Below are 26,951 nucleotides of genomic sequence, written 5' to 3'. Positions count from 1 at the left end.
GAGGAAGCCGTGCCCGGTTCCAAGCGAGGCTGGACCAAGGTCGCCGCCATCCTGGCCGTCGTGGTACCGGCCACGCTGGCCGGCCCGATCAACGCGCGGGCCACCGCCGCCGAGCCGCCCTGGCAGAAGGCCCAGCAGCAACGCGCGGTGCCCGGCCGCGCGGTCCAGGCGCGCGGGCCGCTGCGGGACCCGGGCACGGCGTACGACCTGAAGGGCGCACCGCCGGTCCGCTGGACGGCGGCGGTGAACCTGAAAGCCGCCGCGAAGAACGGCTTCAACAGCGTCCAGGCGCACACGATGGACCCCGCCACCGCGAGCAGATCCGGCATCACCGGTCTCGGCATCCGGCTCGCCCCGCAGGCCAAGCCCCCGCGCGGGACCCGCGTGACGGTCGAGGTGGACTACTCCGGCTTCCGGTACGCCTACGGCGGCGACTGGGCCTCCCGGCTGCGCCTGGTCCAGTTGCCCGCCTGCGCCGCCACCACCCCCGACCAGCCACGATGCCAGGTCAAAAAGCCGCTCCCGACCCGCAACGACGTCAAGACCGGCCGCCTGACCGCCGAGGTCGGCCTGGCGGCCACCGGCCCGACGACGCTGGCCGCCGTGGCGGGGCCGTCCGGCGCGGCCGGCACGTACGAGGCCACGTCGTTGTCCCCATCGGCGACCTGGGGCGTCAGCAACCAGAGCGGCGCGTTCTCCTGGACCTATCCGCTGCGGCTGCCGCCGAGTCCGGGCGGCCCGACGCCCAACATCGACTTCGTCTACTCCTCCGGCAGCGTGGACGGCCGCACGGTCGCCACCAACAACCAGGCGTCCTGGATCGGCGAGGGCTTCGACTACTGGCCCGGGTTCATCGAGCGCAGGTACAAGGCGTGTGCCGACGACAACGTCACCCCCAAGCGCAACGACCAGTGCTGGGGCACCCAGAACGCCACCCTCTCCCTCAACGGCCAGGCCACCGAGCTGGTCCTGGACGACGAGACCGGCACCTGGCAGCCGAAGGAGGACGACGGCTCCAAGATCGAGAAGTTGTCCGGGGCCGGCAACGGCGCCGAGGGGGGCGAGCACTGGCGGGTCACCACCCCTGACGGCACCCAGTACCACTTCGGCCTGAACCACCTGCCGCGCTGGGCGGAGGGCAAGGCCGAGACGCAGTCCACCTGGACCGTCCCGGTGTTCGGCGACGACGAACGCGAGCCCTGCCACGAGGACACCTTCTCCGCGTCCTGGTGCAGGCAGGCGTGGCGGTGGAACCTCGATTACGTCGTGGACCCGCACGGCACGGTCAGCACCTTCTGGTACGGCAAGGAGACCAACCACTACCGCCGCGACGTCACCACCCTGACCGACGGCGTGCCGAACGGCACCCCCACCTCCTACGACCGGGGCGGCTACCTCAAGCGCATCGACTACGGCCAGCGCGCCGACGCGATCTTCACCTCGCCGGCCCCGGCCCGGGTCGTCTTCGACGTCAAGGAGCGGTGCATCCCCTCGGCGGGCTTCGACTGCGCCGAGGGCAAGTTCACCAAGGACAACGCCAAGTACTGGCCCGAGGTCCCCTTCGACCAGCACTGCGACGCGGGCGACAAGTGCGTCGACCGGTACTCGCCGACGTTCTGGACGCGCAAGCGGCTGGCGGCGGTCACGACGCAGGTGGCGTCGGGGAGCGCGTACAGGGACGTGGACACCTGGACCCTCGACCAGCAGATGCGCGCGCCCGGGGACGGCACCGCGGCGGCGCTGTGGCTGGCCGGGATCCAGCACACCGGGAAGGTCGGCGGGTCGGCGTCGCTGCCGCAGGTCAAGTTCGCCGGGGTGCAGCGCCCCAACCGGGTGGACGCCCTGGAGGGACGCCCGCCGCTGACCAAGTGGCGCGTCTCGGCGATCGACAACGAGACCGGCGGCGCGCTGTCGGTCACCTACTCCGACGAGGACTGCGTCGCCGGGCACACGCCCGAGGCCGACTCCAACACCCGCCGCTGCTACCCGCAGTACTGGTCGCCGGAGGGCGCGACCTCCCCGAAACCGGACTGGTTCCACAAGTACGTCGTCACGCAGGTCCAGCAGATCGACCGGACCGGCGGCGCGCCCGACGTACTGGAGACGTATGAGTACCTCGGCGGCGGGGCCTGGCACCACGATGACGACGACGGGCTGACCAAGGAGAAGTACAAGACCTGGTCGCAGTGGCGCGGGTACGGCAAGGTGCGGGTGCTGCGCGGCGCGCCCGGCGAGCAGCGCTCCAAGGCCGAGTTCACCTACTTCCGCGGCATGGACGGCGACGAGCTGTCCGGCGGCGGCAGGCGCGATGTCAAGGTCACCGACTCCACCGGCACGGCCGTTGAGGACGCCGAGTGGTTGCAGGGCAAGGTCCGTGAGGAGATCCGCTACGACGGCCCGTCGGGGCCCGCGCTGACCGGCACCATCACCGGGTACTGGAGCAAGCAGACCGCCAAGCGCGTCCGTGACTGGGCGACGACCACCGCGCACATGGTCCGCGCCGACAAGGTCCGCACGCGTACCGCGCTGGCCGCGGGCGGCTGGCGGCACACCACCACCGACACCGACTACAACGCCGACGGCCTGCCCGCCAAGGTCGACGACCTCGGCGACGACGCCACCGCCGACGACGACCAGTGCATCACCACCACCTACGCCCGCGACACGGCCCGCTGGCTGGTCTCCTACGCGGCCCGGGTGGAGACCGTCACCAAGGCGTGCGCCGCCACCCCCGAACGTCCCGCCGACGTGGCCTCCGACGTGCGCAAGTACTACGACGGCAAGGCGTTCGGGGTCGCGCCGGTCAAGGGGGACGTGACCAAGACCGAGAAGCTGGGCTCCTGGGACGGCGGGCCGCGGTACGTGACCGCCGGTTCCACGACCTTCGACGTCTACGGGCGTCCGCTGGTGGTCACCGACCCCAACGGCACCACCACCAAGACCGTCTACACCCCGGCCACGGGCCTGCTCACCGGCAAGCAGGAGACCAACGCGCTCGGCCACGTCACCACCACCGAGATCGAGCCCGCCTGGGGCCTGGCCACCGCGACGACCGACGCCAACGGCAAGCGCGCCGACCTGGCCTACGACCCGCTCGGCCGGCTGACCGGCGTGTGGCTGCCCGGCCACGCCAAAACCGGGTACGCCTCGACGCCGAACATGAAGTTCGGCTACCACGTCCGCGCCGACGGCCCGACCACCGTCACCACCTCGACCCTGCGCGCCGACAACGCCACCTACACCACCGGCTACGCCCTGTACGACGGGCTGTTACGCGCCCGCCAGACCCAGCAGCCGGCCCCCGGCGGCGGCCGCCTGATCAACGACACCCTGTACGACACCCGCGGCCTGGTGTACAAGACCAACTCCGACTACTACGCCGAAGGCGACCCCGGCGACACGCTGTGGGTGCCCGGCAGCGACGACGACGTACCCGGCCAGAACGTCACCGTCTACAACGGCATGGAATGGCCGACCGCGGAGATCTTCCGCAAGCGCGGCACCGAGCAGTGGCGCACCACGACCACCTACGGCGGCGACCGCATCAGCGTCGATCCGCCGCCGGGGTCCACGCCGACCACCACGATCACCAACGGGCAGGGCGAGACGGTCGAGGTCCGCCAGTACAAGGGCGACGCCCCGACCGGCGACTACGACGCCGTCAGGTTCACCTACACCCGGGCCGGGAAGCCCGCCACCATCACCGATGCGGCGGGCAACTCCTGGGCCTACCGCTACGACCTGCGCGGCCGGATGATCCAGGTGGACGATCCGGGCAAGGGCACCGCCAAGCTCGCCTACGACGACAAGAGCGACCTGCTCACGACGGTCACCGACGCGCGCGGCGGCAGCCTGTTCTTCACCTACGACGCCCTCGGCCGCAAGACCGCCGAGTACGCGGGCACCTCGGCCGCGGGCACCAAGCTCGCCGAGTGGACGTTCGACGAACTGCCCGACGGGACCGTGGTCAGGGGCCAGCCGACCGGCTCGACCCGGTACGTCAAGAACGCCGCCACCGGCGCGATGGACGCCTACAGCAGCGCGGTGACCGGCTACGACAACGCCTACCGGGCCACCGGCACCCAGACGGTCATCCCGGCCGCCGAGGGCGCGCTCGCGGGCACGTACAAGACCGCCACCGACTACAACCCGGACGGCACCGTCCACCGGACCGTGCTGCCCGCCGCGGGCGACCTGCTCGGCGAGACCCTGCTGTACGACTACGACGACCTGGGCAACCCGGTCACGATGCGGGGCCTGACCAACTACGTCACCTCGACGACGTACTCCAAGCTGGGCCAGATCCTCGACACCACGATGAGCACGGGCCTGAAGCGGGTCAAGGAGACCAACTTCTACGAGGAGGGCACCGGGCGGCTCACCCGCTCGGTGTTCGAGCGGGAGACCGCCCCGATCTCGGTCGCCGACACCAACTACACCTACGACCCTTCGGGCAACATCACCAAGATCGCGGACACGCCGTCCGGGCAGACGCCCGACGTCCAGTGCTTCCGCCAGGACCACCTGCAACGCCTGACCGACGCCTGGACCACCTCGACCGGCGACTGCGCCGCCGACCCCACCCAAAGCGTCGTCGGCGGGCCCGCGCCCTACTGGCAGTCCTTCGCCTACGACGTCGCCGGCAACCGCACCAAGGAGATCGACCACCGGGCAGGCGGCGACATCACCAAGACCTACACCTACGCCGGGCAGGGCAAGCCGCGACCGCACACGCTGACCTCCGTGGAGTACGAGGGCGGCACCCGCGACGGCCAGATCGACACCTACGCCTACGACCAGGCGGGCAACACCACCGAACGCGGCTCGGGCCGCCTGTTGGAATGGGACGTCGAAGGCCATCTGGCCAAGTCCACCGACCCGAGCGGCGTCAGCACCTTCGTCTACGACGCGGGCGGCGACCGGCTCATCCGCCGCGACCCCACCTCCACCACCCTCTACCTGGCGGGCATGGAGATCCGGCTGGACACCAGGACCGGAGCCAAGAACAGCACCCGCTACTACGAGTTCGCCGGGCAGACCATCGCCACCCGTACGCGCAGGGGCGTGACCTGGCTCGGCGCCGACCACCACGGCACCGCCGACGCCTCCGTCGAGGACACCGCCGCCCAGGCGACCAACCGCCGCCGCTTCACCCCCTTCGGGCAGCAACGCGGCCTTCCTCCGAGCTTCTGGCCGGGCCAGAAGGGCTTCGTCGGCGGCATGATCGACGAGGCCACCGCCCTGACGCACCTCGGCGCACGCGAGTACGACGCCGAGATCGGCCGCTTCATCTCCGTCGATCCCGTCTTCGACATCGGCGACCCACAGAGCTGGAACGGCTACGCCTACGCCGACAACGACCCGGTCACCGGCTCCGACCCCACGGGCCTGATGTACGACGGCGGCGCCCAGCCCTGCCCGTCCTGCCGCGTCACCCCCATCAAGAACCCGGGCGGCAGCGGCGGCGGCATCCACTTCGTCTCCTACCCGCCGCCGCCCCCGCCGAGCAACCCGCCCGCCTGCGGGCGCTGGAGCTTCGGTTGCAAGGCCAAGAAGATCTGGCAGGAGCACAAGGCCACCATCGTCAACGTCACGGTGTCGGTCGTCGTCACGGGCGGCTGCCTGGTGGCCACCGGAGGCGCCGGCAGCGTCGGCTGCGCCGCCGCCGGTGGGGCCGCGGGCAACCTGGCGGGCTATCTGGTCTCCACCCCCCGCGACGAATGGAGCGCGGGAGGCGCCGTCAAGGCCGCCGCCGTCGGAGCCATCGCCGGCGCGGCGGGCGGCGTCGTCGGCAAGGGCGCGGGCGCGGTACTCGGCAAACTCGCCACCACCGCGACCGGCCGCGTCGTCGCCGCAGCAGCGGGCAAAGCCGCGGGCAAGGCCAAAAGCGCCCTCGGCCGCGGCGGCGGCGCGGCCGCCGGAGGCGGAGAAGCGGCGGGCACCGCGGCCGCCAGATCAGCGGGGACCAAGGTGGCGGGCAAGGCGAAGGCCGCGTCCGGGGCACGATCCTCCTGCAACAGCTTCACCGCGGGCACCATGGTCAAACTGGCCGACGGCACCTACAAGGCGATCGAACTGATCAGGCCCGGCGACAAGGTCCTCGCCACCGACCCGAAGACCGGCGAGACCGCACCCAAGCCGGTCTTGGCCACCGTCTCCGGTGCGGGCTACGCCAAGCTGCTCCAGATCACAGTGGACACCGACGGCGGCAAGGGCGACGCGACTGGTGTCATTGTGGCCACTGAACACCACTTGTTCTGGGACGCTGATGACCGCGCATGGATTCGTGCCGATCAATTGACGAAGGGTGATCTTCTACGCGCCCCCGACGGTACGACGGTTCCGCTCTCCCGCGTCGATGAGCGGCAGGCCCACCCTGCCGTCTACGACCTGACCGTCGCCGGCAGCCACACATATTATGTCCTGGCAGGGGTCTCCCCGGTACTTGTCCATAACTGCGGGAGCGGGACCATCTCAGATGAGGTGATGAACGGACATATCCTTCCGAGGCATGACCCGAACCATCCAGACGCCTGGCAATGGGCATCGAAGTCAAAATTTGCAGAATGGGTCACGCCGGATCACATCCGCAACTGGGCCAGACTGGCGATGAGGAAGCCGATCGACAGAATGAACCTCGGTACCGGCGGCGGACATTCGCATGTCCTTGATCTGAGCAGGAGCAACAATCCGATCGGCTACGACCAAGCGGAGAATGGGCTGTTCAGGATCGTGGTCTGGGTAGAGAACGGCCGGGTCACGGGCCTGCACCCTGGTGGTGCCCCATGATCGACCTCCAGGTGCGCGAGGAGGGCGGCGAGATCGTGTGTCAGGGATCCGTCGGGATCGACTGGAGAGTGCTCCAGCGCATAGATGAGGATAGTTTCCCATTCCTGGGAAGCCTGCTGCCGTATGCGGACACGATGTTTAATTCACGGCAAGTTGTCAGACTTCTTCGGGAAATAGCCGATCCGTCTGTCCGTCGGATTCTGGGGCACGAAGTAGTGGAGGAGATCGAAAGGCTGTGCGCGCAGGTCGAGCGCGGGACGCTGCTCTATCTGTGGTTTCTAGGGGACTAGAGAGCACCTGCGCTGATCGCCTCCGCCTGAACGCCGTTAGCGGAACTGTGCCGGCGCCGCCCGGGAGGGGCGGCGCCGGGGGCGGGGGTCAGCCGACGCGGGTCCACAGGGTGGGGACCCTGGGGGGTTCCCAGCCGACGCGGGAGGTGTGGGTGAGGGCGCAGCGGTAGGTGACGTTCTGGTAGACGACCGTCTGGCCCACCTGGTAGAGGACGTTCGGGCGCCAGGTGGTCGGCTGGGCCGTGCCGGTGGGGCCGCCGGTCGGGCCGCCGGCGATGTTCAGCACGAAATCGAACGCGCCCTGGCGCTGACCGCCGGATGAGCTGATCGTCATCAGCAGGCGGGGGTCGTAGATCGTGTCGGTGTTGTTGCGCGGCTCGCCCGGGAAGTAGAGCTGGGTCGTCAGGACCGGGCGGCCGGGGGCCTGGACCTTGACGTGGATGTGGCGGGTCCGGCCCGGGTACAGGCCGGGGACGATCGTGGTGAGCCGGTACTGGCCCTGCGCGTTGGTGAACTGGTGGCCGCGGAAGGTGTAGCCGACGTTGTCGTAGTTGCCGTTGTTGTCGGCCTGCCAGAAGTCCAGCAGGGCGTTGGCGATCGGCTGGCACGCCAGGTTGAAGACGTAGCCGCTGACGACGAGGCGGGTGCCGGCGCCGGTCAAGGTGTCGCGCTGCGGGGAGTTCGGCTTGAAGTACGGGCCCTCGGTCTGCGCGGGGGTGCGGTCCTCGGGCTCCTGGCAGTACGGCGTGGGCTCCAGGGTCTGCCCGGGGGCCATGCTGCGGGCGAGCGCGGGAATCTGGGGGACCAGGATGGGGATCGGCGCTGCCATGACGGCGGCCTTCAGCAGGGTCTTCCGCGAGATGACCTTGCCGCCCTGTCCGGATTCCGGCTCCCTCGCGGCGCCGGTGTGCTCGGCTTCCACAGTGATCTCCTTGGTTTGCTGAGCGGTTTACCGTACGGCCCGGATGCTTGTAAGCACCGGGCCGCTACCCCAGAAGCTGGCATCACGCATTTACCCTGAGTACCCTACAGAAATCTATAATATCGACGTTATGGCGGGCTCCATATAGCGGCGTGACAGGTGCCGGCCGATATGAGGCCGCGGCGCCCCGAAGATCGCGGCGATGGATAAGGAGCCCCTTTTTCGGCCGCCTGGTCAGGCCGAATTGCGCGACCCTTCATGACCGTCCCGGAATGGATAAAAAGTGGACTGTCAGGTGGATGTCAGGCGAAATACTCTGCGCTTGACGGCCGTCATCGTCAGTCCACCACCACGCTGTCATAACGCGTACCGGGAAGGGACACATGTCTCGATTATTGGGTCGTGGATGGAGGCGCCGGGCGGCCGACCTGCTGGCCCTGACGCTGGTCGCCGGGCTCCTCGTCGTTGTACCGCAGCCGCCGTCCGCGAACGCGGCCATCGCCCAGGGCGCGATGACCTGGAACTTACATGGAAGCGGGGACAACGCGGGCAAAGTGCCCGATCTGATGAGTACCAACAATGTCAAGGTCGCCGCACTCCAGGAGGTGGTCAACGGGCCGTTCCTGGGCCTCACCGCCACGAATCACGATGTGCGTTACCTCAACACGGACGGGACGACCTCGTCCCCGCTGCGCTGGCGGGTCGAGCAGTACACGCTTTCCGGCAACGGCGGAACCGCCTTTGTGATCCGCACCAATTCAAACAACCGGGGTATCGCGATCGTCACCACCCTGAACGTCGCCAACGTGGCCACGGACGTTCACGTGGTCAACGTACGGGATGACTGGGACGGGAACACCGCTTTTCCCGCCCTCGGCGTGAGGGTGGACAACGCCTGGTATTACTCCATCCACGCCACCACGGCGCCGAAGCGCGCCAACAACAACGCGGACACGCTGGTCGAGGACATCTCCAGCCTGCACAAGGTGCCCGGATTCATCAGCGACTGGGCCGCGATGGGCGACTGGAACAGGTTCCCCACCGAGAACTCGGAGGCGTTCCGGGCGTCGCGGAACCGGCTCAGCGGGGCCGCCAAGCTCAACTTCCCGGAGAACCAGGCCGCGTTGAACAGCATCACGGAACTCGACCCCGGCGAGCGCATCATCTCCCAGGGCTCGCGGACCCACGATCACGGCGCCGAACTGGATTACATGGTGGCCAAGGGCGCGGGCAACGGCTACAACGCCAGCCGGGCGGGGTCGAGAAACGGTTCCGATCACTATCCGGTGTTCTTCGGGCCCGCCGGTACCGGCACCTGCACGGGCGGCACGGCGCCGGCGAACGCGCCGCTCGCCGCCGCCGCGGATGCCTGTCCCATCGAGGGCCTCCAGCTCGCGGCCGTCTCGATGGGGGACAGCTACATCTCCGGCGAGGGCGGGCGCTGGCAGGGCAACGCCAACACCTCCACCGGTGGCGACTCCTGGGGCACCGACCGATCCGCCGCCGGAGAGGTCTATGAGAACGGCCACGCCTGTCACCGCTCCGACGTCGCGGAGATCAAGGGCGTCGAGATCCCCGGGGTCTCGCAGGAGCACAAGTTCAACATCGCGTGCTCGGGCGCCGAGACCAAGCACCTGCTCACCGACTCCTTCAAGGGAGAAAAACCGCAGATCGAGCAACTCGCCGAGATCGCCGCGGAGTTCGAGGTGCACACGATCGCGGTGTCCATCGGCGGCAACGACCTCGGGTTCTCCGACATCGTGAAGGACTGCGTGACGAGGTTCATGGGCAACTTCCCGGCCTGCCGCGACAGCGCCGACGGGGAGCTCAAGGCACGGCTCGGCGGCGTGGGCAAGGACGTCTCCAAGGTCCTCGCCGCCATCCGCGCCACCATGAGCGACGCCGGGCAGGACGAGGGCAGCTACCGGCTCGTCCTCCAGTCCTACCCGTCCCCGCTGCCGCCCGCCGAGTTCATGCGGTACCCGGGCGATCACTACGACCGGTACACCAAGGGCGGCTGCCCCTTCTACGACGCAGATCTGACGTGGACCCGCGACGGGGCCATCAAGGGCATCGGCGACATGCTGCGGAGGGCGGCCAACGGCGCCGGCGTGGCCTTCCTCGACCTGAAGGACGCGTTCAACGGGCACGAGCTGTGCGCGACCTCCGCCCGGCAGGCGAAGTCCGGCGAAACGCTGTCCGATCCGATGCCCGCGGACGAGGCCGAGTGGGTCCGGTTCATCCAGGGGTTCACCACGCCGGGCGAGCTGGCGGAGGCCATCCACCCGAACGCGCACGGCCAGAAGGCCCTCAGCGCCTGCCTGTCGGACGCCGTCCAGCAGATCGGGGTCTCGGGGCAGAAGTACTTCCCGTGCGTCGGGCGGCCGGGCGACCGCCCCGGTGATTCGAGGCTGACCCGGTCGCCCATCGACGACGCCGTGGAGACCGTCGATCCGTGGCGCGGCGACGGCTTCCGGCTCGCCGACCACTACCTGTTCCAGGACGGCCGCTATGCCCGGTTCAACCCGGACGCCGACATCGACGGCACGATCCACCCCGGTGACGTACCGATCGGCAAGTCGGACGGCTGGCTCGGCGAGGTGAAGGACGCCGGCGACAACTGGCCGAGCCTGCGCGACACCGACTTCGCCGAGGGCATCGACGCCGTTTTCGAGGCACGTACCTCCACCGACAAGGAGCTGATGCTGTTCCGCGGCGACCAGTACGTGCGGGTCGAGCTGGACCCGGAGACCGGCAACGACAGGCGCGTCAAGGGCCCCGGGCCCATCAGGGACTATTTCCACCCCTTCCGGGGCACCGTCTTCGAGTCCGGCGTGGACGCCGCGGTCGGCGACCAGAAGAACCGGGCGCTGGTCTTCCGGGACGGCATGATGGGGGTGCTCCAGGTCACCGTTGATGCCAACAAGGACAGTTGGATCGTGGAGCCGACCCCCATCGCCGACGCGATCCCGGCGCTGATGTTCACCCCGTTCGCCAAGCGGGTGGACGCGGCGCTGATCCGGCACCAGCGGCCGACCGCGATGTGGGTCGATCTCATCTCCGGCAACCAGGTGGTGTCGGTGCTGGTGATGCTCTCCGACCTGCGGCAGAGCAGGCTGGAGACGAGCGTCGTGGACCTCACGGTCATGTGGCCGAGCCTGCGCGGCAGCATCTTCGACTGGACCGGCGGGGTACGGCCGAACCGGCAGGACCTGAAGATCGCCGCAGGTGTCCCGTACGACAACGGCGAGGACGGACGTCAGGGCAAGGCCGTGGTGGACGGCCCGCACTCGCGGTGCCGCCCCGAGGGGCTGACGGCGACCCGCGGCGTGGACGCGCCGTACTGCCTGGCCTATGACGCCGACGGCCGGGAATGGCTGGGCGGCGGCGGACGCGACAAGCGGGTGGTCGGCTACTTCACCGGCTGGCGGACCGGCGCGAACAACCAGCCGCGCTATCTGGTGCCGAACATCCCGTGGTCGAAGCTGACCCACATCAACTACGCGTTCGCGAAGGTCGACGGCAACAAGATCTCGGTCGGCGACACCACCCACCCGGACAACCCGGCCACCGGCATGACCTGGCCGGACGCCGTGGACGCCCGGCCCGATCCCGGCCTGCCCTACAAGGGCCACTTCAACCTGCTGGCCAAATTCAGGAAACGGCACCCACAGGTCAAGACGCTGATCTCGGTGGGCGGCTGGGCCGACACACGGAACTTCTACGCGATGGCCACCAACGCCGACGGCAGTGTGAACCAGGCCGGCATCGACACGTTCACCGACTCGGTCGTCGAATTTCTCGACACCTACAAAGCGGTGTTCGACGGCGTGGACATCGACTACGAATATCCCAGCGCGCTGCCCAAGGCCGGCAACCCCGCCGACTGGGAGCTGTCCGACCCCCGCCGCAAGGGCCTGCAAAAGGGCTACAACGCGCTGATGAAGACGCTGCGCGAGAAACTGGACCGGGCCGGTGCGGACCGGGACCGCTATTACCTGCTCACGTCCGCGGCCTCGGCCTCGGGCTACCTGGTCCGCGGCTTCGACGCCGGTGAGGCGCTGCAGTACCAGGACTTCGTCAATCTGATGACCTACGACATGCACGGCTCGTGGAACCACTTCGTCGGCCCGCAGGCCCCGTTGTACGACGACGGTAAGGACAACGAGCTGGAGGCCGCCGACTTCTACTCGACGAAGGAGTACGACAAGACCGGTTACTTCAACGTCGACTGGGCCTACCACTACTACCGCGGCGCGCTGCCGCCGGGCCGGATCAACATCGGCATTCCCTACTACACCCGCGGCTGGAAGAACGTCGCCGGCGGCACCGACGGCCTGTGGGGCGCGGCGGCCCTGCCGGACCAGGGACAGTGCCAGCCCGGCACAGGACCGGGCTCCGGTTCGTCCACCCCCACGGCCTGCGGAAACGGCGCGGTCGGCATCGACAACCTCTGGCACGACCTGGGCGGGGCCGGTCAGGAGGTGGCGTCCGGCTCCAATCCGATGTGGCACGCCAGGAACCTCCAGAAGGGCAGGGCGCCGAACTACCTGCGCGCCTACACCGACGCGGGCAAGGAGGAGGGCAAGCTGAAGGGGACCTACGAGGAGAAGTACGACGACGCATTGAAGGCCCCGTGGCTGTGGAACGCCGACAAGAAGGTGTTCCTGTCCACGGAGAACAACGCCTCGCTGGACGCCAAAATCGACTATGTCAAGGAGCACAAGCTCGGCGGCGTCATGATGTGGGAACTGGCCGGCGACTACACCGAACTCGGCGGCGGCGACTACGGCATGGGCTATGACATGACCACCCGCCTCGATGAGGGACTGCGCGGTTCCGGCGGCTATGAGACCACCCGCGCGGGCGGGACCACGCTGCCGAACTACGTCGTGGACGTTAAGGCCGAGCTGGTGGACTATCCCACCGGAAAGGATCCGGAGTTCCCGAACGACGACCCCTTCTACCCGATGCGTCCCAAGCTGCGCATCACCAACGACACCGACGTCGCGCTGCCGTCGGGCACCGAGATCGCCTTTGACATCCCGACGTCCGCGCCGCCGATCCTGCGGGACGGCAATTATCAGGAATTCGGGAAGAACGTCGTCATCGAAAAGGGGCGGGAGGGCAGCAACACCGGCGGATTGAAGGCCGACTTCCATCGCGTGACCGTGAAACTCGGCTACTGCGAGGACATCGCGCCCGGCGCGAGCCACGACATCGTGCTGCGCCACTATCTGCCGCTCACCGGCCCGGCCAACGTCACCCTCAAGACCGGCCCCCGCACCTACGGTTCCACTCAGAACGACCAGAAGGGAGCCACCACCGTCACCCCGGAGATGGCCGACGGGGTGGACTGCCAGGCCGAGGAGTGGCAGCCGCACCCCTACAACCCGCGCGGCACGTTCGCCTTCGACAAGGACGGCGACGACTGGCGGATCGTGGACTGGGTCGGCAGCAACGTCCTGGACCACCCCGCCGACTGGGACACCCCGCACCTGGTGGGGAACCAGCCGGGCAACGAGAACCAGTTGTGGAGCGTCGATGAGGAGGGCGGCGCGGGCTGGTACCGGATCAAGAGCCGCGGCAAGTGCCTCCAGGCCGACGGGGTTCTCAAGTCGCTCAGCGTGCACGACTGCGACGGCGAGCCGCACCAGTGGTGGCAACTGCGCACCATGCGGCCGGGCGAGGACGACATCATCACGACCGGCACCCCGGCCGGTGGAACCGGTTACCAACTGGTGTCGTTCGCCGACGACTCCTACGAGCCCGCGTACGTCGCCGAGGGCAAGAACAGCGGCAACCGGCCGGGCACCCAGGTCGTCGCCGGTGACCCCGACGGCACCACCGCGAGCACCGTCATCTGGAACGGCTTCTACTGGCGGGCCAACTGGTGGACCACCGCCACCGACGAACCCGGCAACGGCACCGCCTGGAAGAAGCTCGGCCCGGCCCCCGGCACGGCCGCCCTCGCTCCGGTGCCCACCGGCACCACCAGCAGCGCGGCGCCTCCGCCGGCCGCACCACCGGCCGGTCCCCGCAAGAGCCGTAAACCCGACCCCCACATGAAGCCCGCCCTGCCCAAGCCCAAGCCGATCTCATAACGTCCTACAACACCGTCGCCCCGGCCGGTGCCACCGGCCGGGGCGACGGGTTCACTCCGCGCGTTCGGCCTCGGTGCCGAAGCCCTCGCGCCCGGCGCGCTCCTCGATACTGAGCTGTTCCTGGAAGACCGTGATGTGCAGCCCCGCGGGCGCGTCCAGCCGGGCGTTGAGCGACTGCCACGGAGTGACCGTCGGCGGGGCCACCTCGGTCGCGCCCGCCGACACCAGCCGGTCGGTGGTCTCGCGCGCGTCGTCCACCTCGAACGCGACCCGGAACTTCGGTGCCACCTGGCGCCCGACCTCCACCTCGTCGATCAGCCGCTTCTGCGCCGGATTCGCGATCTCCAGCGTGGCCCGCCCCGCCTCCAGGATCGTCACGCGGGCACCGTCGCCGGACGAGAACGCGACCTGCTCCGGCAGGCCCAGCACGTCCCGGTAGAAGGCGAGCGCGGCCTCGTAATCCTCCGCCTCGACCACCAAGCGCAACTGCCGCACCCCGGACACGGGGCCGGACTCTTCTGGTACCTCGGCCATGACAGCTCCCTCTCCAGTCATCGCTCGATCTTCGAATGCTCCAACACCGGTTTGCCGCCGGACAGTCCGGTCGGATAGGAAGCATTGGTGCTGAGAGGTGAGAAGGTCGGGCTCAGGGCCCGGCACGATGAGGACATTCCGATCCTGCTGGCCGAGCTGTACGACGACGTGGTCAACTCCGCGCGGGCCGAAGGCGGGCCGTGGCGGCCGATCACGCCCGGCTCGAAGGACCCTCGGCTCGTGGTGGACGACAAGGAGCAGGGCCACGTCCCGTTCTCCGTCGTGGCACTGGACGGCGGCGCGCTGGTCGGCACCGCCACGCTGTGGGGGATCGACACCCACAACCGGTGCGCCCACATCGGGCTGGGGCTGCTGCCGGCGGCCCGCGGCAAGGGCTACGGCACCGACGTGGTCGCGACGCTGTGCCACTACGGTTTCATCGTCCGCGGCCTGCACCGCCTGCAGATCGAGACGCTGGCGGACAACACCGCGATGCTGCGCTCCGCCGAACGCAACGGCTTCGTCCGCGAGGGCGTGCTGCGCTCCTCGTCCTGGGTGATGGGCGAGTTCGTGGACGAGGTCCTGCTCGGCCTCCTCGCCCAGGAGTGGAAGTCCTCATGAACCCGCCGGACCCCCGGCCACGGCCCGGTTGGTGTACAGAAGGCGGAGGTTGCCGATCTCGGCCGCGTTCTTCGTGAGCTCGGTGTTCACCCACACGAGCACGTGCCCGAGCGACAGGCCGCCACCGCCGAACCAGGCGCTGCGTCCGGTCGAGTCGAGGTCATCGCCGGTCAGCGCCCCCAGCGCGGCACTCCAGCGCTCATGACACCCGGTCAGCCAGGTCACCGCCGCACCCGCCGTACCGGGCCACGGCGTCGCCGCCGCCGCGGCCGCCCAGCCGGACGCGCCATCGCCGAAGCACCCGGCATGCGTCTCGGTCCACCAGAACCCGATGTGCCACATGACCCACCCGATGGTCGGCACGGGAATCGGATCGGGCTCCTCCAGCGCGAAGTCGGCGGCCCAGGTGCCGTCGGGCCGGGGGCGTACGGTCCAGCAGCCGGCCGCGGGCTCCCACAGGGCCTGCTCATCGGTGACGTCGTCCAGGTGCATGGTCAGCAACGACCAGGAGACATCGAACTGCCAGCGGATGCGATCAAGCTCGGCCATGGGAGCAAGCCTAGGTCTTGCCGGGTCATTGACCATATGGTTAGCTTACTGACCGTGTGGTCCGGGGCCTCCATACGAAAGCGTGGCGGTGGCGATGAAGGTGCTGATCCTCTCCCACGGCACGCGGGGGGACGTCCAGCCGTACGCCGGGCTGGCGCTGGCGTTGCGGCGGGCCGGGCACGAGGCGGTGCTGGGCGCTCCGGCGGCGATGGCCTCGCTCGCGGAGCCGTACGGGATCGCGTTCGCGCCCGTGCACGACGGGCCGAACACGCTGATCGCCGACCCGCGCATCCGCGCCGCGATCGAGACCAACTATCGCGGGGCGCGCGGCAAGAAGATCGCGCTGGAGGTGATGCGGCGCAGTAGGCCGCTGATGGCCAAGGTGTTCGACGACATGGCCACCGTGGCCGAGGCCGGGGCCGACCTGGTGGTGCACGGACCGGGCATCCCCGGGCACCACTTCGCCGAATGGCTGGGCGTGCCCGCGGTGCCCGCCGCGTTGCAACCGGTGTGGGTTCCGACGCGGGCGTTCCGCAATCCGATGCTGCCGGTGCCGCTGCCCAGGGCGCTCAACCGGGCCTCGTACGTCCCGATCAAGCTGATGCTGCGCTCCTTCGGCGGGGTCTCCGACGAGGTGCGCGCCCGGCGGCTCGGACTGCCGCGGCGGCGCGGGCGGCACGACTTCCTGCGCCGCCCGGACGGCGGGCCTGCCACCGTGCTGCAGGCGTTCAGCGCCCAGGTGCTGCCGGAGGGGCTGGACTACCCGGGCTGGGTGCACACCACCGGGTTCTGGTACCTGCCCGCCCCGCCGGACTGGGCGCCCGCGCCGGAGCTTCTGGCGTTCCTGGAGGCGGGACCGGCGCCGGTGTACGTCGGGTTCGGCAGCATGGTCGGCACCGATCCGGAGCGGGTCGGCCGCGTCGTGGCGGAGGCGGTACGGCTGGCGGGGGTGCGGGCGGTGCTCGCGTCCGGGTGGGGCGGCCTGCGCGTGAACGACCTGCCCGAGGGGGTCTTCCTGCTGGACAACGCGCCGCACGACTGGCTGTTCCCGCGCATGGCCGCGATCGCCCATCACGGGGGCAGCGGTACCACCGGGGCGGCCCTGGCCGCCGGGCGACCGCAGGTGGTCTGCCCGTTCGTCGCCGACCAGCCGTTCTGGGCCGCCCGCGCGCACGCGGCCGGCGTGGCCCCGCCGCCGCGGCCCCAGCGGCGGCTCACCGCCGAAGGGCTCGCCGCCGCCATCCGCCGGGCGGTCAACGACCCGGCCATGGCGCACGCGGCCGAACGCCTGGCGCGGGTGATCCGGGCGGAGGACGGCGCGGGCCGCGCGGTGCGGGTCCTGGAGTCGCTGGCCTGATCAGGTGGCCTGCCGGTCCTCCGGCGCGCGTGCTGCCTGCCGCTTCCGCTGGTAGTGGGCCCGGCCTTTGACGGCGTTCCCGCAGGTGGCCATGTCGCACCAGCGGCGGCGGTTTCCCCGTGAGCGGTCGATGAAGAACCACCCGCAGCGCGGGCCGGGGCAGAGGCGAGTACGGTCCGGCGGCAGCGTCCCGAGCAGGTCGACGGCTCGCAGCGTGAGTTCGTGGTTCAGGTACTCAAGCCCGGACGTCTCGACGCTGAGCCGCGGCCGCACCGCGCCCCCATGCACCGCGAGGCGCGCACCGCCGACCGCCCGCCGCCAGTGCCGCTCGACCTGCGCGACCGCCTGCGGCGGGGCAGGGACGTCCTTGCCGGCCAGCGCGGTGATCACATCGTGCAACGCCTCGCGCAGCGCGCGGGTGCGCGCGAGGGCCCGCGCCGCCGCGGCGGGCTCGGCCACCGCCAGGTCGTGCAGGGCCACGAGATCGGCGGGGTCGAACCGGCCGGTCAGGGCGGCCCATTCCAGCAGGCGGGGATAGCCGTCGATCCAGTCGATGGGCGTGGCGTCGCGCGCCGTGACCGTGTTCACCAGGTCGATGACGACATGCCCGCCGACCAGGTCACGGGGCCTGAAGACGTGCGCCTGAACGATCGCGACCACCGATGACCGCCATTTCTCCGATTTTTGAAGCGCAGCCAACCAGTGTAGGGATGTTATCCGGTTGGAGTGAACGTCTCTGCGCACGGGATGAACGCGATCTCGCGCGCATGAGCCAACACCGAACGGACGGGAAAAATTGATCAACAAGAAGGCCGCGATCGCCATCGTGGCAGGTTCGCTGCTCGCCGGCCCGCTGGCCGTGGGCGCACTGACCCAACCGGCCCAGGCCGCCGCCACCGCCGCCGCTTCCAGTGCCGCCGACAGCCGGCTCGGCCCCGGTGAGTGGCTGCGTCCGGGGCAGTCGCTGAAGTCGGGGGGCGGCCGGTTCAAGCTGGTTCAGCAGCACGCGGGCAACCTCGTGTTCTACGACGGCACCCGGGCGCTGTGGGCCTCGCCGACGTCGGGCAACCCGGGTGCCCGCGCGACCATGCAGAAGGAGGGGAACCTGGTCATCTACAGCGCCACCAACAAGCCGCTGTGGAGCACCCCGACCGCGGGCAACCCCGGCGCCTACCTCCTGCTGCCCAACGAGAGCGGCAACCTGGTCATCTACTCCAAGGACAACAAGCCGCTGTGGTCCTCCAAGGGCTACCTGAACGGCAAGCTCCCCTCCGGGCACGTCCTGAACCCGGGCCAGTCGATCCAGTCGAGCAACGGCCGGTACCGCCTGATCCAGCAGCAGGAGGGCAACGCGGTCCTGTACGACGGCCGGCGGGCCCTGTTCCACACCCCCACGGCGAGCCACCCCGGCGCCCGCTCGGTCATGGAACGTAACGGCAACTGGGTCGTGATCGCCCCCGGCGACCGGACCGTGTGGTCCTCCAAGACCGCCGGCAACCCGGGCGCATGGCTGTCGGTGGAGAACACCGGCAAGCTCGTCATCTACACCAAGGACAACAGGCCCATCTGGTCCAGCCGCTGACCCGAAAGAACACCCGCGAAACCCCGGGCGTCCCGGAGACACCCCCTCCGGGCCGCCCGGCCCTTCACGAGTGGCAGGGGCCGCGGACTTCAGCGTTCCGAACGGGGGACCAGGCCAGTGTGAGCATGCCGCCCAGCAGGCCGAAGGTCATGCCGAGCAGGAAGCCGCCGAGGTTGGAGTAGACGAAGGACGCGAGCGACAGCAGTACCGCGATCAGGCCGAGGAAGACCCGCTGGCCGGGCTGGAGCCAGACGAGCACCCCCGCGATGACCAGGGCGATGGCGATGAGGTGGCCCGCGCCCACCGTGCCGAAGACGATCGCCGCGCGCAGCGTGTCGAGCGCGAGCGGGATGGAGATCAGCTCCAGCCCGGCCGCCACGATGAACAGCCCGCCCCAGAACGGCCGGGTACGCCGCCACGCTCTCATGGTCCCTCGCCCTTCAGTAGCACTCGTACGTGCCGCGCAGCACCCGCAGGCGCAGGTCGGGCAGGCTGAACGTCGCGGCCGTGACCGCCCACGCGCCCAGCCTGACGTTGCGCAGGGTGACCACCCTGGCCTGGCTCCCGAAGGTCCCGGCGGGCCCGCCGGGACCTCCGGGCACCGCGTCCAGGCTGCCGGCGTCACGGCCCAGCTCAAGGTCGCGAATGGAGGCGGCGGTCTGCCCCATCTCCACGTCGATCACCAGGTTGTCGATGCCCACCTCGTTGCCGCCCTCGCCCCCGGTGAGCCGCATCGTCACCACGCCGATGGGCGTCCTCACCAGCGCGCTGGTGCACAGCTCGACGACCGTGGCCCGCCGGATGCCGGACACGATAACGGGGACGGCCTGACCTCTTCTGGTACGGTCCATACCGCCGGCCAGGGTGAAGCCCTGGCCGCGCAACTCCCTGGCGAAGAGCTTGAAGCTGTCCCCGGACACCACGAACGTGGCGCCGATGACCCCTTGCGCCGTCGCGGCGATCAGCAGCGATGTCATCGCCGCGACGGGAACGAGGATCAGGCCGAACCGCTTCCAGCGCACGCACCCCTGCTCGGCCATGATGCGCTTCCTTTCCCACGGCCCCGCGGGAGCCGGCGATCTCTTACGGCCGGCCACAGTCCGGTCTACGGCCGAGCATGCGGGAGGACGCGGGCGTTCGTCGGCGTACACGCCGCACACCGTGGCACTTATGGCTTGCCCCTGGACAAATTTGCCGATAACCGGAGGAGGCATCAGGGGACGCCGATCTCGGTCCAGACGGGCGCGCGGTCGCCGGGGGAGCCGAAGGGGCGAAGTCAGCCGGTGAACAGCTCGGGGTGTTGCGCCGGCGCGAGGCGGGTCCGGCGGCCCATCGTCTGAACGTCAGGACAGCTGAAGTCGTCCTGCGGCCTGTGCCCGATAGCGGCCCGGCGTGGTGCCGAACTCCCGCTGGAAGGCGTGCGACAGCGCGTACGGGCTGCTGTAACCGACGCGCCCGGCGATGGTGGCCAGCGTCTCCTCGGTGTCGCGGAGCATCCCGGCGGCCAGGATCACGCGCCACCAGGTGAGGTACGTCATCGGAGGCCGGCCGACCAGGGCGGCGAACCGGCGCGCCAGGGTGGGGCGGGAGACCCCCACCTCGGCGGCCAGGCGGTCGTTGCTCCACGGCGCGGCCGGTTCGGAGTGCAGCGCCCGCAGGGCGGCGGCGGTCACCGGGTCGCGCAGCGCGCCGGGCCAGGCTCCGCTGGTGGCCTTGGTCATCCAGGAGCGGATCATGTAGATGAGGAGCAGATCGAGCAGGTGGGGGAGCGCCACGCAGGAGCCGGGCCGTAGCCGGTCCAGCTCACCGGCGACCAGGTCCATCGCGGCACGGAGTTCGAGGTGGCTGCCCACCCGGCTGGGAAGGTGCACGACCTCGGGCAGCTCCGTCATGAGCGGGTGCTTGCGCCTGCAGTCCAGCCGGTACTTGGCGCACAGCACCTCCGCTCTGTCCGTTGGGGAGTCGGCGATCGCATGGCCGGTGCCGTGCGGCATCAGCACCGCGTCGCCCACGCCGAGCGGCAGTGGGGCGCCGCCGTCGGGCAGCAGCCGGCAGTTGCCCTTGAGGACGACGTAGAAGTTCGCTCCCTCGTACGGGTCCTGCCTCAGGCTTTCGCTCACCCGCAGCCGGTGGAACGACGGGCGCCCGAGGTTCGCGGCAGAGATCGCGTCGCTCACCACATCCACCCGGATAGCTTTACACATCAAGCGTGAGACGGGCGCGTATTCAGTTGAGCAATGCGTGCATTGAGGAGATCACCCGGCCTTCCTAGGCTCGAACGCATGACGAACGAGCAGCGCATGGTGCTGGGCGATGTCGAGGTCATCCGGATCGTCGAGCGGCACGAACCGTTCCTACCCACCTCCGGCATGTTCCCGGGAGTCGCCGCCGAGGTATGGAAGGACAACGAGGACTGGCTGGTGCCGGACCACTGGGAGCCGGACGGCGACCGGGCGGTGCTCGCCCTGCAGAGCTGGGTGCTGCGCAGCGGCGGGCGGACCATCCTGGTCGACACCGGAGTGGGCGACGGACGTGAGCGACCGGGCATGGGGCCCTTCCACCACGCCCGGAGCGATCTCCCCGGCCTGCTGGCGAGGGCCGGTGTCCGCCCGCAGGACGTCGACATCGTCGTCAACACCCACCTTCACGTCGATCACGTCGGCTGGAACACCACCGCCGCCGCGGACGGGCAGTGGGCACCGACGTTTCCCAACGCCCACTACCTCTTTCCGGCCGCCGACGACTTCCATTTCGGCCCCGACAACGCGTACGGGAACGAAGTGCAGGAGGTCGACCGGCTGATCTACGAGGACAGCATCGCGCCCGTCCACCAGGCCGGACTGGCCGTGCTGTGGGACGGCCTCCACCGCATCGACGAACACCTCACGCTGGAGTCCGCCCCCGGCCACACCCCGGGTTCGTCGGTGCTGCGGCTCGCGTCCGGCGGCGATCGGGCGGTCTTCGCCGGAGATCTGCTGCACAGCCCGGTGCAGATTCTGCACCCCGGCTGCAACAGCAACGCCTGCCTGTCCCCGGAACAGGCGGTGGCCAGCCGCCGCCGGATCCTCGCGCGGGCGGCCGACGAACGCGAGCTGCTGATCCCCGCGCACTTCGGCGGCACGGGCGTCGTGGAGGTCCGGCGGAACGGCGACGGCTTCGCCCTCGTCCCGTAAGAGTCCTTCGTGTAAGAGTCCTTCGTCCCCGCGCGGGCCCGGCGCGCGGTAAAGTCCAAAGCCGTTCCGCTCAGTGATCGTCCCGCTTCGACGCAGAGGGAAATGCCATGCCTCCCAGCGAATCCCCGGGTTCACGTCGCCAGGGCTTTACGGGTCTACGCGGATCGGCGCTGCTGGTCTCGGCTTTGGCGCTGCTCTCCACCGCCGGATGCGGCGGCGGCACGAGCCGGCCGCCCCAGGCGGCCCCCTCACCCTCGCCCGCCTCTCTCCCATCGAGCCCACCGGCCGCCGCGAAGTGCGCCGGCAAGGTACTCGACCGCCGTGACATCCAGCACCCGGACCTCGGCGCGGTCCGCGTGTTCCTGATCCGGCGACCGGCCTCCCAGGAGCCCACCGGGTGCGTCACGGCCGTCAGCGGCAGCGGGAACGTACTGACCTCCACCGACGTGGACATCCACGACGAGAAGTCCCTGCGCTTCGCCGACCCGGCGACCGACGCCACCAAGAACACCTTCGTGACCTACAACCCCGGGCGCTACGACGGGGTGCTGGTCTTCGTGCCCAGCACGAAGGGATTCGAGGACATCGGCTGGAGCACCCCAGAGGACCACTACTCGGGCGGCCGGTTCGCCTACTACAACGCGAAACTCGCCGGCCCCGGCGCGGACGGCAGATACACGATCACCCGTTACGAGAAATCGTGCGACCCCAACTGCGCCGAGGGCATCACCACCGAGGTCACCCTGCACTGGAACGGCCACGATTACCGCCCGGCCGAATGACGGCGTCGCGACCGGTGTCGCCAGAGGCGAGGAGCCGGCCGTCGCAGCGGCTCACTGTCGCTGTTGCTGCGATCTTTCGCCACCGCCGTCGTGCTCGGCCTCGCCCAGCGTACGCAGGGCGGTCGTGGAGGTGTGGTCGCCTCCGAGGCGCACGTCGAGAGCCACCAGGTGTCGCACCTGACGGCGCAGCCCGAAAGCGTGGTCTTCCCCCGTCAGGACGGGCCCCTGGAGATCGCCAGCAGGGCCGCCGTGTGTCGTTCGAATGCGTTGAGTCCGGGCTCTGTTATGGCGAGCCAGGTGCGTGGGCGTCTGCCCACGTATCCCTTTTGGACCTGAATGTAGCCGGCCAGTTCCAGTGATTTCATGTGCTTCGATAACGCGGCCGCGCTGACGGCGACCTCATCGCGCATCTTGCCGAACTCCAATCTCCTGTTTCTGGAGAGGACCGCAAGGACCGAGAGGCGAATGGGCGGGTGGATCACGGCGTCGAGTTCCAGGCGGGGATGTGCTGCGGAGCCGCTCACTGGAAGATCCTACTTTCTTCCGAACTGACACGGGCAGATGCCTTGGAGGCGATCCGGAACAGTCCTCATTGAAGTAGATCAGGGCGGCGTAACCAAGATATTCGGCTGTCCCGAACTGTCCGGAACGGTGCTCGACCAGTCTCGACCAGCCCTTGACCAGCGCCGAACGACCTCGACCGGCGTCGCGCGCGGGTAGGAACCGGGCGAAGGGGCGGGGTGCCGGGACATGGGGACGGCCATCGCCCGATCCTTCGCGAGCGCGGCCTCGGGCGCGCGGAAGGAGGCGATGGCCGTGGACGGCGGAGCCGGTTTTATCGCGGGCAGTAGACCTGGTGATAAATCGTGGAACCGTCCGTCCCCTGCGACTTGTAGAGGTCATAGGCGAGCCCGAACGGCGGTTGGACGTAACCGACGTAGGTCGAGCCGGCCGGGGCGCGTTCCGGGCAGCGCGGTTTGTTGGGCCACGGCAGGAGCCACGGCCACCACGCCGTATCGGACACGGCGGCCGGTCGCGACGAATCGGCCGGGGAATTCGCGTGGGCAGGGCCGGCGACGAGCGTCGATCCGATGGCGAGGAGTGTTACGAGGGCGTATTTCATGACCACCTCCGGGAAAGCAGGGATGAAGGTTTCCGTTCAGGACTCTCCGGTCCAACCGCCCGCCGTCCCCCAGGGGCTGACGGCCGGGTCGGACATGGGGAAGCCGCAGGCGAAGGCCAGGAGCGGGCTTCGGGTGCCGCCCGGCTGGAAGCCGGGCAGCGGCACGCCCCAGGGGATCAGGCCGCCGAAGATGGACCCGGCGAGCCCGCGTCCGCCCGCGGCCAGCCACATGCTGTGCGCGGCCACTCCCGCCTGGTTCATGACCAGCCGATGGGCGTGGGCGCCGGCCGCCGCGACGGCAGGGAGATCGCAGGTGATGATGCTGACGAGGGGCGCGGCGGCGAACTCGTCCTGCAGCAGCCACTGGCGGCCGGGCGGAAGGTCGAGCAGGAAGGTGGCCTGCGTGCCGGTGGGGTCCACGTCGTAAAGTCCGGGCCGCAGGCCCTCCACGCGGTAGGCGGCGGCCAGAATCTGGACATATGGCACGGTTTCCGCCGTGCTCAGGGCCGCCCGTGCCGCGGACGGAGCCTGCAACACTCCGGCCATGATGGCCTGGCCGATGCCGTCCGGGCGGTAGAAGCGGGTGGCCTGGCGCAGGGTCAGTACGGTCATCGGGTCCACCGTGGGCGCGCTCGCCGGGGGAAGGCGATGCTCGTAGACCCTCTCGGCGGGAGGGGCCCACCGCCGGGTCACGCGCGTGTGTTGTGCCCGCTCGATGAGGTCGTTCACGATCTCCTGCGGCCGGTGGCCGGGGGTCCATTCAGTCACGGGCGGCGTCTCTCGTTCGGCGGAGCGTGAGGACAGTGGTGACGGGCGTCTGCCGGGGATCGAGGTCCAGCAGGTCGATCAGCAGCCCGTCGTCCCATTCGGCGAGGGCCTTGACCGTCCAGCCGCGATGCGCGGCCTGGAACGCGAGCTGCCAGGTGGCGACGCCGGAGTCCTGGTTGGCGATCCGATAGCCCAGGCTCTGGTACTTGTTCTCCAGCTTCAGGCTGTCCCCGGTCAGGACCAGTACGGCGTCCACGTCGGCCCCGGCGCCCGGGACGGCCTCGGCGAGCCGCCCGGCGGGCACCGCGATCCCGCTCCGCAGCAGGAGGTTGGCCGCCGAGTCGAAGACGTGCACCACCGGCTCCAGCTTCGCCCGGTTGGATCCCAGGGGGAGCAGATAGGCCGTCTGGGAGCCCATGTTGCCGCCCGTCGGAGCCCAGCGGCGACGGGTGGCTCCCCGCTCCGCCGTCGCGGGGATGAACTCGCGGATGCCGAAGGAGCGCTCCAGCAGGGCCGCGAGCTCCGATCCCGCCTCGCCGACGGCGTCGATCGGCTGCCAGTCGCGCGGACGGTCGAAGAAGTGCAGCTCGATGTTCGAGGCGCTGTAGTGGTTCTGGTGCGCGCCGGCCGGGATGTACCGGCGAGGCGGCAGGGTGACGTCGTGTTCGAAGGCGACCGCGAGCAGGCCGTCCCGCTCGATGGGTTCGGTGCCCGGCCGGCAGGACGCGCAGCCGGGAAGCTGGACGAAGGTCTCGACCTCGGCCGTCCAGACGTCGAAGTCGATGATCCGCACGGCCGACTCGTCGTACAGCGGCTCCACCCCCGTCGCCAGCCGGCACACCTCACCGCCCACCATTCCGGCCAGCAGGTCCTCCTGCCAGGCGGGGATCGCCGCGGCTTCCTCCGACCGCGCCGGCGGACGCTGCGCGCGATAACACGGCAGGCAGCCGGACCAGCCGTCCTCGAAGATCGGGCTGATCAAAGCGCCCGAGCCGGTGACGGAGACGAGGAACCAGCGTCCGACGCCCGCCCGTACCGAGGCGTCGAACTCGGCCACCCGGTCCAGGGCAAGCGTGCCGTCGTCGATCAGGACGGCGATCGGGGCGGGCGGGAGCGGGGCGGGGCCGAGGGGCACCTCGTCCTCCCGCGTCGATGTCACGCCGCACTCGCCGAGCGCCCGTACCAGCGTCGACCGCAGCGTACCGGGGGGACCCGCGACCACGACCGGCTGCCGCGCCAGCTTCAGGGCCGCGTGCACACCGGAGGGGTTGTTCCGGGTGGAATCCACGTTCCTGCTCAGGTAGCTCACCACGCTCGCGGGCACGGACGTGCTCTCCAGCGCGCGCGTCTCCTCGGATGTCGGACCCTGCTCCAGCATGCCGCAGGAGTACAGCAGCGAAAGAGCCGTCCTGACGATGTCCACGGAGGGAAGGCCGAGCGTGGCGGCGATCTCCGCCGCGGAGCGCCGCCCGTCCAGCAGCGGCAGCAGCCGCCGTACGAACTCGACGTGCCGGCCGCTGAAGAGCTGGGGCTTGGCGGTGCCCTCGACGAGCAGTTCGCCCTTGCGCACCTCCGCGATCACGAGCCCGTCCACGACCTTGAGGTGGTCGGGAAGCGACAGTTGCGGGTCCCGGGCGATGGCGGCGGCGATGTGCCGCGAGTCCGTGGTGCTCTCGGTGTTCACGCGTGCCCCTTCGCACCGGTGAGGTGGCCGGCGAGACCGCGCCACGAACGGTCCTGCCGCGAGATCGGCGTCGAGGCGGGGTAGCAGCGGGCGCACCCGTGCACTCCCACCGTTCGTCCCTGCAGGAACTGGGCCTTCGTCAGATTCACGGCGCGGTAGGCGCCGTGCGTCCGGGAGTCGCCGCGGCGCAGCGCGGCCAGGCCCCACTGCGCCAGCCCGGCGGCCATCAGCACCTGGGAGGGCAGGTGGCCGCCGGGCCCCGCGGGGTCCGCGGCGTAGAAGGCGTGCAGGTCGGACATGGCCTTGCCGATGGTCGAATGCTGCGTGGACCGGCGTTCGAAGCATTCGGCACACGCCCCGGTCTCTCCGGGGAGGATCAGGGGACCGGCTCTGAGCCAGTGTTTCTCGTGTACGACGGGGACGAAGGACGCGCCCCACTTCCAGGCCAGCTCGCCGACCTCCGCCACCAGCTTCGAGTCGTGCCGCGAGGTCACGAGAACGTAGGTCCCCGCAGGCGGCAGGAGGTCGGCCGGTACGCCGTGCCCCTGGGCGAAGAGCGTCGGCCCGGCGTCCACCTCCCGCCGCTGGAGGACCATGGCCACATCGGCCGCGAACGGCCCGACGGCGATGACATGTGTCGTGTTCATCTCTTTCTCCGGACTGGTCAGGCGAA

Annotated in this window: 20 protein-coding genes; 8 read left to right on the top strand and 12 right to left on the bottom strand. The window is 69.9% G+C overall.

Annotated elements, in window-relative coordinates; genetic code table 11:
• Positions 1–9: 9 nt before the first annotated feature.
• Complete coding sequence (locus DP939_RS06445; RefSeq protein ID WP_113979673.1) at positions 10–6,789, top strand: polymorphic toxin-type HINT domain-containing protein; 6,780 nt, start codon at positions 10–12, stop codon at positions 6,787–6,789.
• Positions 6,786–7,079 (top strand): hypothetical protein, encoded by a 294-nt coding sequence (locus DP939_RS06440; RefSeq protein WP_113979672.1) that lies wholly within the window; start codon positions 6,786–6,788, stop codon positions 7,077–7,079. The genes DP939_RS06445 and DP939_RS06440 overlap by 4 nt, the downstream gene beginning before the upstream one ends.
• Before the next feature lie 88 nt (positions 7,080–7,167).
• On the opposite strand, the gene DP939_RS06435 is transcribed toward DP939_RS06440, so the two are convergent.
• A complete protein-coding gene (locus DP939_RS06435) occupies positions 7,168–8,001 on the bottom strand; it encodes a dioxygenase family protein (RefSeq protein ID WP_225878081.1) in 834 nt (277 codons plus the stop codon).
• 383 nt (positions 8,002–8,384) lie between these two features.
• Here DP939_RS06435 and DP939_RS46750 point away from each other — a divergent pair, with 383 nt between their 5' ends.
• Positions 8,385–14,105 carry a glycosyl hydrolase family 18 protein gene (locus DP939_RS46750; RefSeq protein WP_199564989.1) on the top strand — a complete coding sequence of 1,907 codons (5,721 nt, stop codon included), beginning with the start codon at positions 8,385–8,387 and terminating at the stop codon, positions 14,103–14,105.
• Positions 14,106–14,156: 51 nt separating this feature from the next.
• On the opposite strand, the gene DP939_RS06425 is transcribed toward DP939_RS46750, so the two are convergent.
• Entirely contained in the window at positions 14,157–14,639 is a 483-nt protein-coding gene (locus tag DP939_RS06425) for a VOC family protein (protein ID WP_113979671.1), read from the bottom strand.
• Between the two features lie 87 nt (positions 14,640–14,726).
• On the opposite strand from DP939_RS06425, the gene DP939_RS06420 reads away from it, so the two are divergent.
• Complete coding sequence (locus DP939_RS06420) at positions 14,727–15,260, top strand: GNAT family N-acetyltransferase (RefSeq protein ID WP_113980083.1); 534 nt, start codon at positions 14,727–14,729, stop codon at positions 15,258–15,260.
• Here DP939_RS06420 and DP939_RS06415 read toward each other — a convergent pair.
• Positions 15,255–15,809, bottom strand: a complete 555-nt coding sequence (locus tag DP939_RS06415; RefSeq protein WP_113979670.1) for a DinB family protein — start codon at positions 15,807–15,809, stop codon at positions 15,255–15,257. The genes DP939_RS06420 and DP939_RS06415 overlap by 6 nt on opposite strands.
• Before the next feature lie 94 nt (positions 15,810–15,903).
• Here DP939_RS06415 and DP939_RS06410 point away from each other — a divergent pair, with 94 nt between their 5' ends.
• Complete coding sequence (locus tag DP939_RS06410; RefSeq protein WP_113980082.1) at positions 15,904–17,166, top strand: glycosyltransferase; 1,263 nt, start codon at positions 15,904–15,906, stop codon at positions 17,164–17,166.
• On the opposite strand, the gene DP939_RS06405 is transcribed toward DP939_RS06410, so the two are convergent.
• Positions 17,167–17,826: a CGNR zinc finger domain-containing protein gene (locus tag DP939_RS06405; protein WP_113979669.1), complete on the bottom strand. Its 660-nt coding sequence runs from the start codon at positions 17,824–17,826 to the stop codon at positions 17,167–17,169.
• Between the two features lie 136 nt (positions 17,827–17,962).
• Between DP939_RS06405 and DP939_RS06400 the strand changes: the two genes are divergently transcribed.
• On the top strand, positions 17,963–18,748 hold the full coding sequence (locus tag DP939_RS06400; RefSeq protein WP_113979668.1) for a hypothetical protein: 786 nt from the start codon (positions 17,963–17,965) through the stop codon (positions 18,746–18,748).
• A 64-nt stretch (positions 18,749–18,812) separates the two neighbouring features.
• Here DP939_RS06400 and DP939_RS06395 read toward each other — a convergent pair whose 3' ends face one another.
• The 3 genes from DP939_RS06395 to DP939_RS06385 all read right to left on the bottom strand — a co-directional run bounded on the left by DP939_RS06395 (position 18,813) and on the right by DP939_RS06385 (position 20,934).
• On the bottom strand, positions 18,813–19,175 hold the full coding sequence (locus DP939_RS06395) for a DUF6114 domain-containing protein (protein WP_113979667.1): 363 nt from the start codon (positions 19,173–19,175) through the stop codon (positions 18,813–18,815).
• Between the two features lie 13 nt (positions 19,176–19,188).
• Positions 19,189–19,788 carry a DUF6230 family protein gene (locus DP939_RS06390; protein ID WP_113979666.1) on the bottom strand — a complete coding sequence of 200 codons (600 nt, stop codon included), beginning with the start codon at positions 19,786–19,788 and terminating at the stop codon, positions 19,189–19,191.
• Between the two features lie 303 nt (positions 19,789–20,091).
• Positions 20,092–20,934 carry an AraC family transcriptional regulator gene (locus DP939_RS06385; RefSeq protein ID WP_113979665.1) on the bottom strand — a complete coding sequence of 281 codons (843 nt, stop codon included), beginning with the start codon at positions 20,932–20,934 and terminating at the stop codon, positions 20,092–20,094.
• A gap of 96 nt (positions 20,935–21,030) precedes the next feature.
• Between DP939_RS06385 and DP939_RS06380 the strand changes: the two genes are divergently transcribed.
• Positions 21,031–21,921, top strand: a complete 891-nt coding sequence (locus DP939_RS06380) for an MBL fold metallo-hydrolase (protein WP_113979664.1) — start codon at positions 21,031–21,033, stop codon at positions 21,919–21,921.
• A 107-nt stretch (positions 21,922–22,028) separates the two neighbouring features.
• On the top strand, positions 22,029–22,703 hold the full coding sequence (locus DP939_RS06375) for a hypothetical protein (RefSeq protein ID WP_147267896.1): 675 nt from the start codon (positions 22,029–22,031) through the stop codon (positions 22,701–22,703).
• A 212-nt stretch (positions 22,704–22,915) separates the two neighbouring features.
• On the opposite strand, the gene DP939_RS06370 is transcribed toward DP939_RS06375, so the two are convergent.
• The 5 genes from DP939_RS06370 to DP939_RS06350 all read right to left on the bottom strand — a co-directional run bounded on the left by DP939_RS06370 (position 22,916) and on the right by DP939_RS06350 (position 26,925).
• Positions 22,916–23,227: a winged helix-turn-helix domain-containing protein gene (locus DP939_RS06370; RefSeq protein ID WP_113979662.1), complete on the bottom strand. Its 312-nt coding sequence runs from the start codon at positions 23,225–23,227 to the stop codon at positions 22,916–22,918.
• A 311-nt stretch (positions 23,228–23,538) separates the two neighbouring features.
• On the bottom strand, positions 23,539–23,826 hold the full coding sequence (locus DP939_RS06365; protein ID WP_113979661.1) for a hypothetical protein: 288 nt from the start codon (positions 23,824–23,826) through the stop codon (positions 23,539–23,541).
• Positions 23,827–23,862: 36 nt separating this feature from the next.
• Complete coding sequence (locus DP939_RS06360) at positions 23,863–24,594, bottom strand: nitroreductase family protein (protein ID WP_113979660.1); 732 nt, start codon at positions 24,592–24,594, stop codon at positions 23,863–23,865.
• Positions 24,587–26,278: a hypothetical protein gene (locus DP939_RS06355; RefSeq protein WP_113979659.1), complete on the bottom strand. Its 1,692-nt coding sequence runs from the start codon at positions 26,276–26,278 to the stop codon at positions 24,587–24,589. Before DP939_RS06355 ends, DP939_RS06360 begins: the two co-directional genes overlap by 8 nt.
• On the bottom strand, positions 26,275–26,925 hold the full coding sequence (locus tag DP939_RS06350; protein ID WP_113979658.1) for a hypothetical protein: 651 nt from the start codon (positions 26,923–26,925) through the stop codon (positions 26,275–26,277). The genes DP939_RS06355 and DP939_RS06350 overlap by 4 nt, the downstream gene beginning before the upstream one ends.
• Positions 26,926–26,951 lie beyond the last annotated feature (26 nt).

Source organism: Spongiactinospora rosea, from assembly GCF_003315795.1.
GTDB classification, from domain to species: domain Bacteria; phylum Actinomycetota; class Actinomycetes; order Streptosporangiales; family Streptosporangiaceae; genus Spongiactinospora; species Spongiactinospora rosea.
Note: the sequence above shows the minus strand (reverse complement) of the source record. Positions and strands in the feature narration are given on the sequence as shown.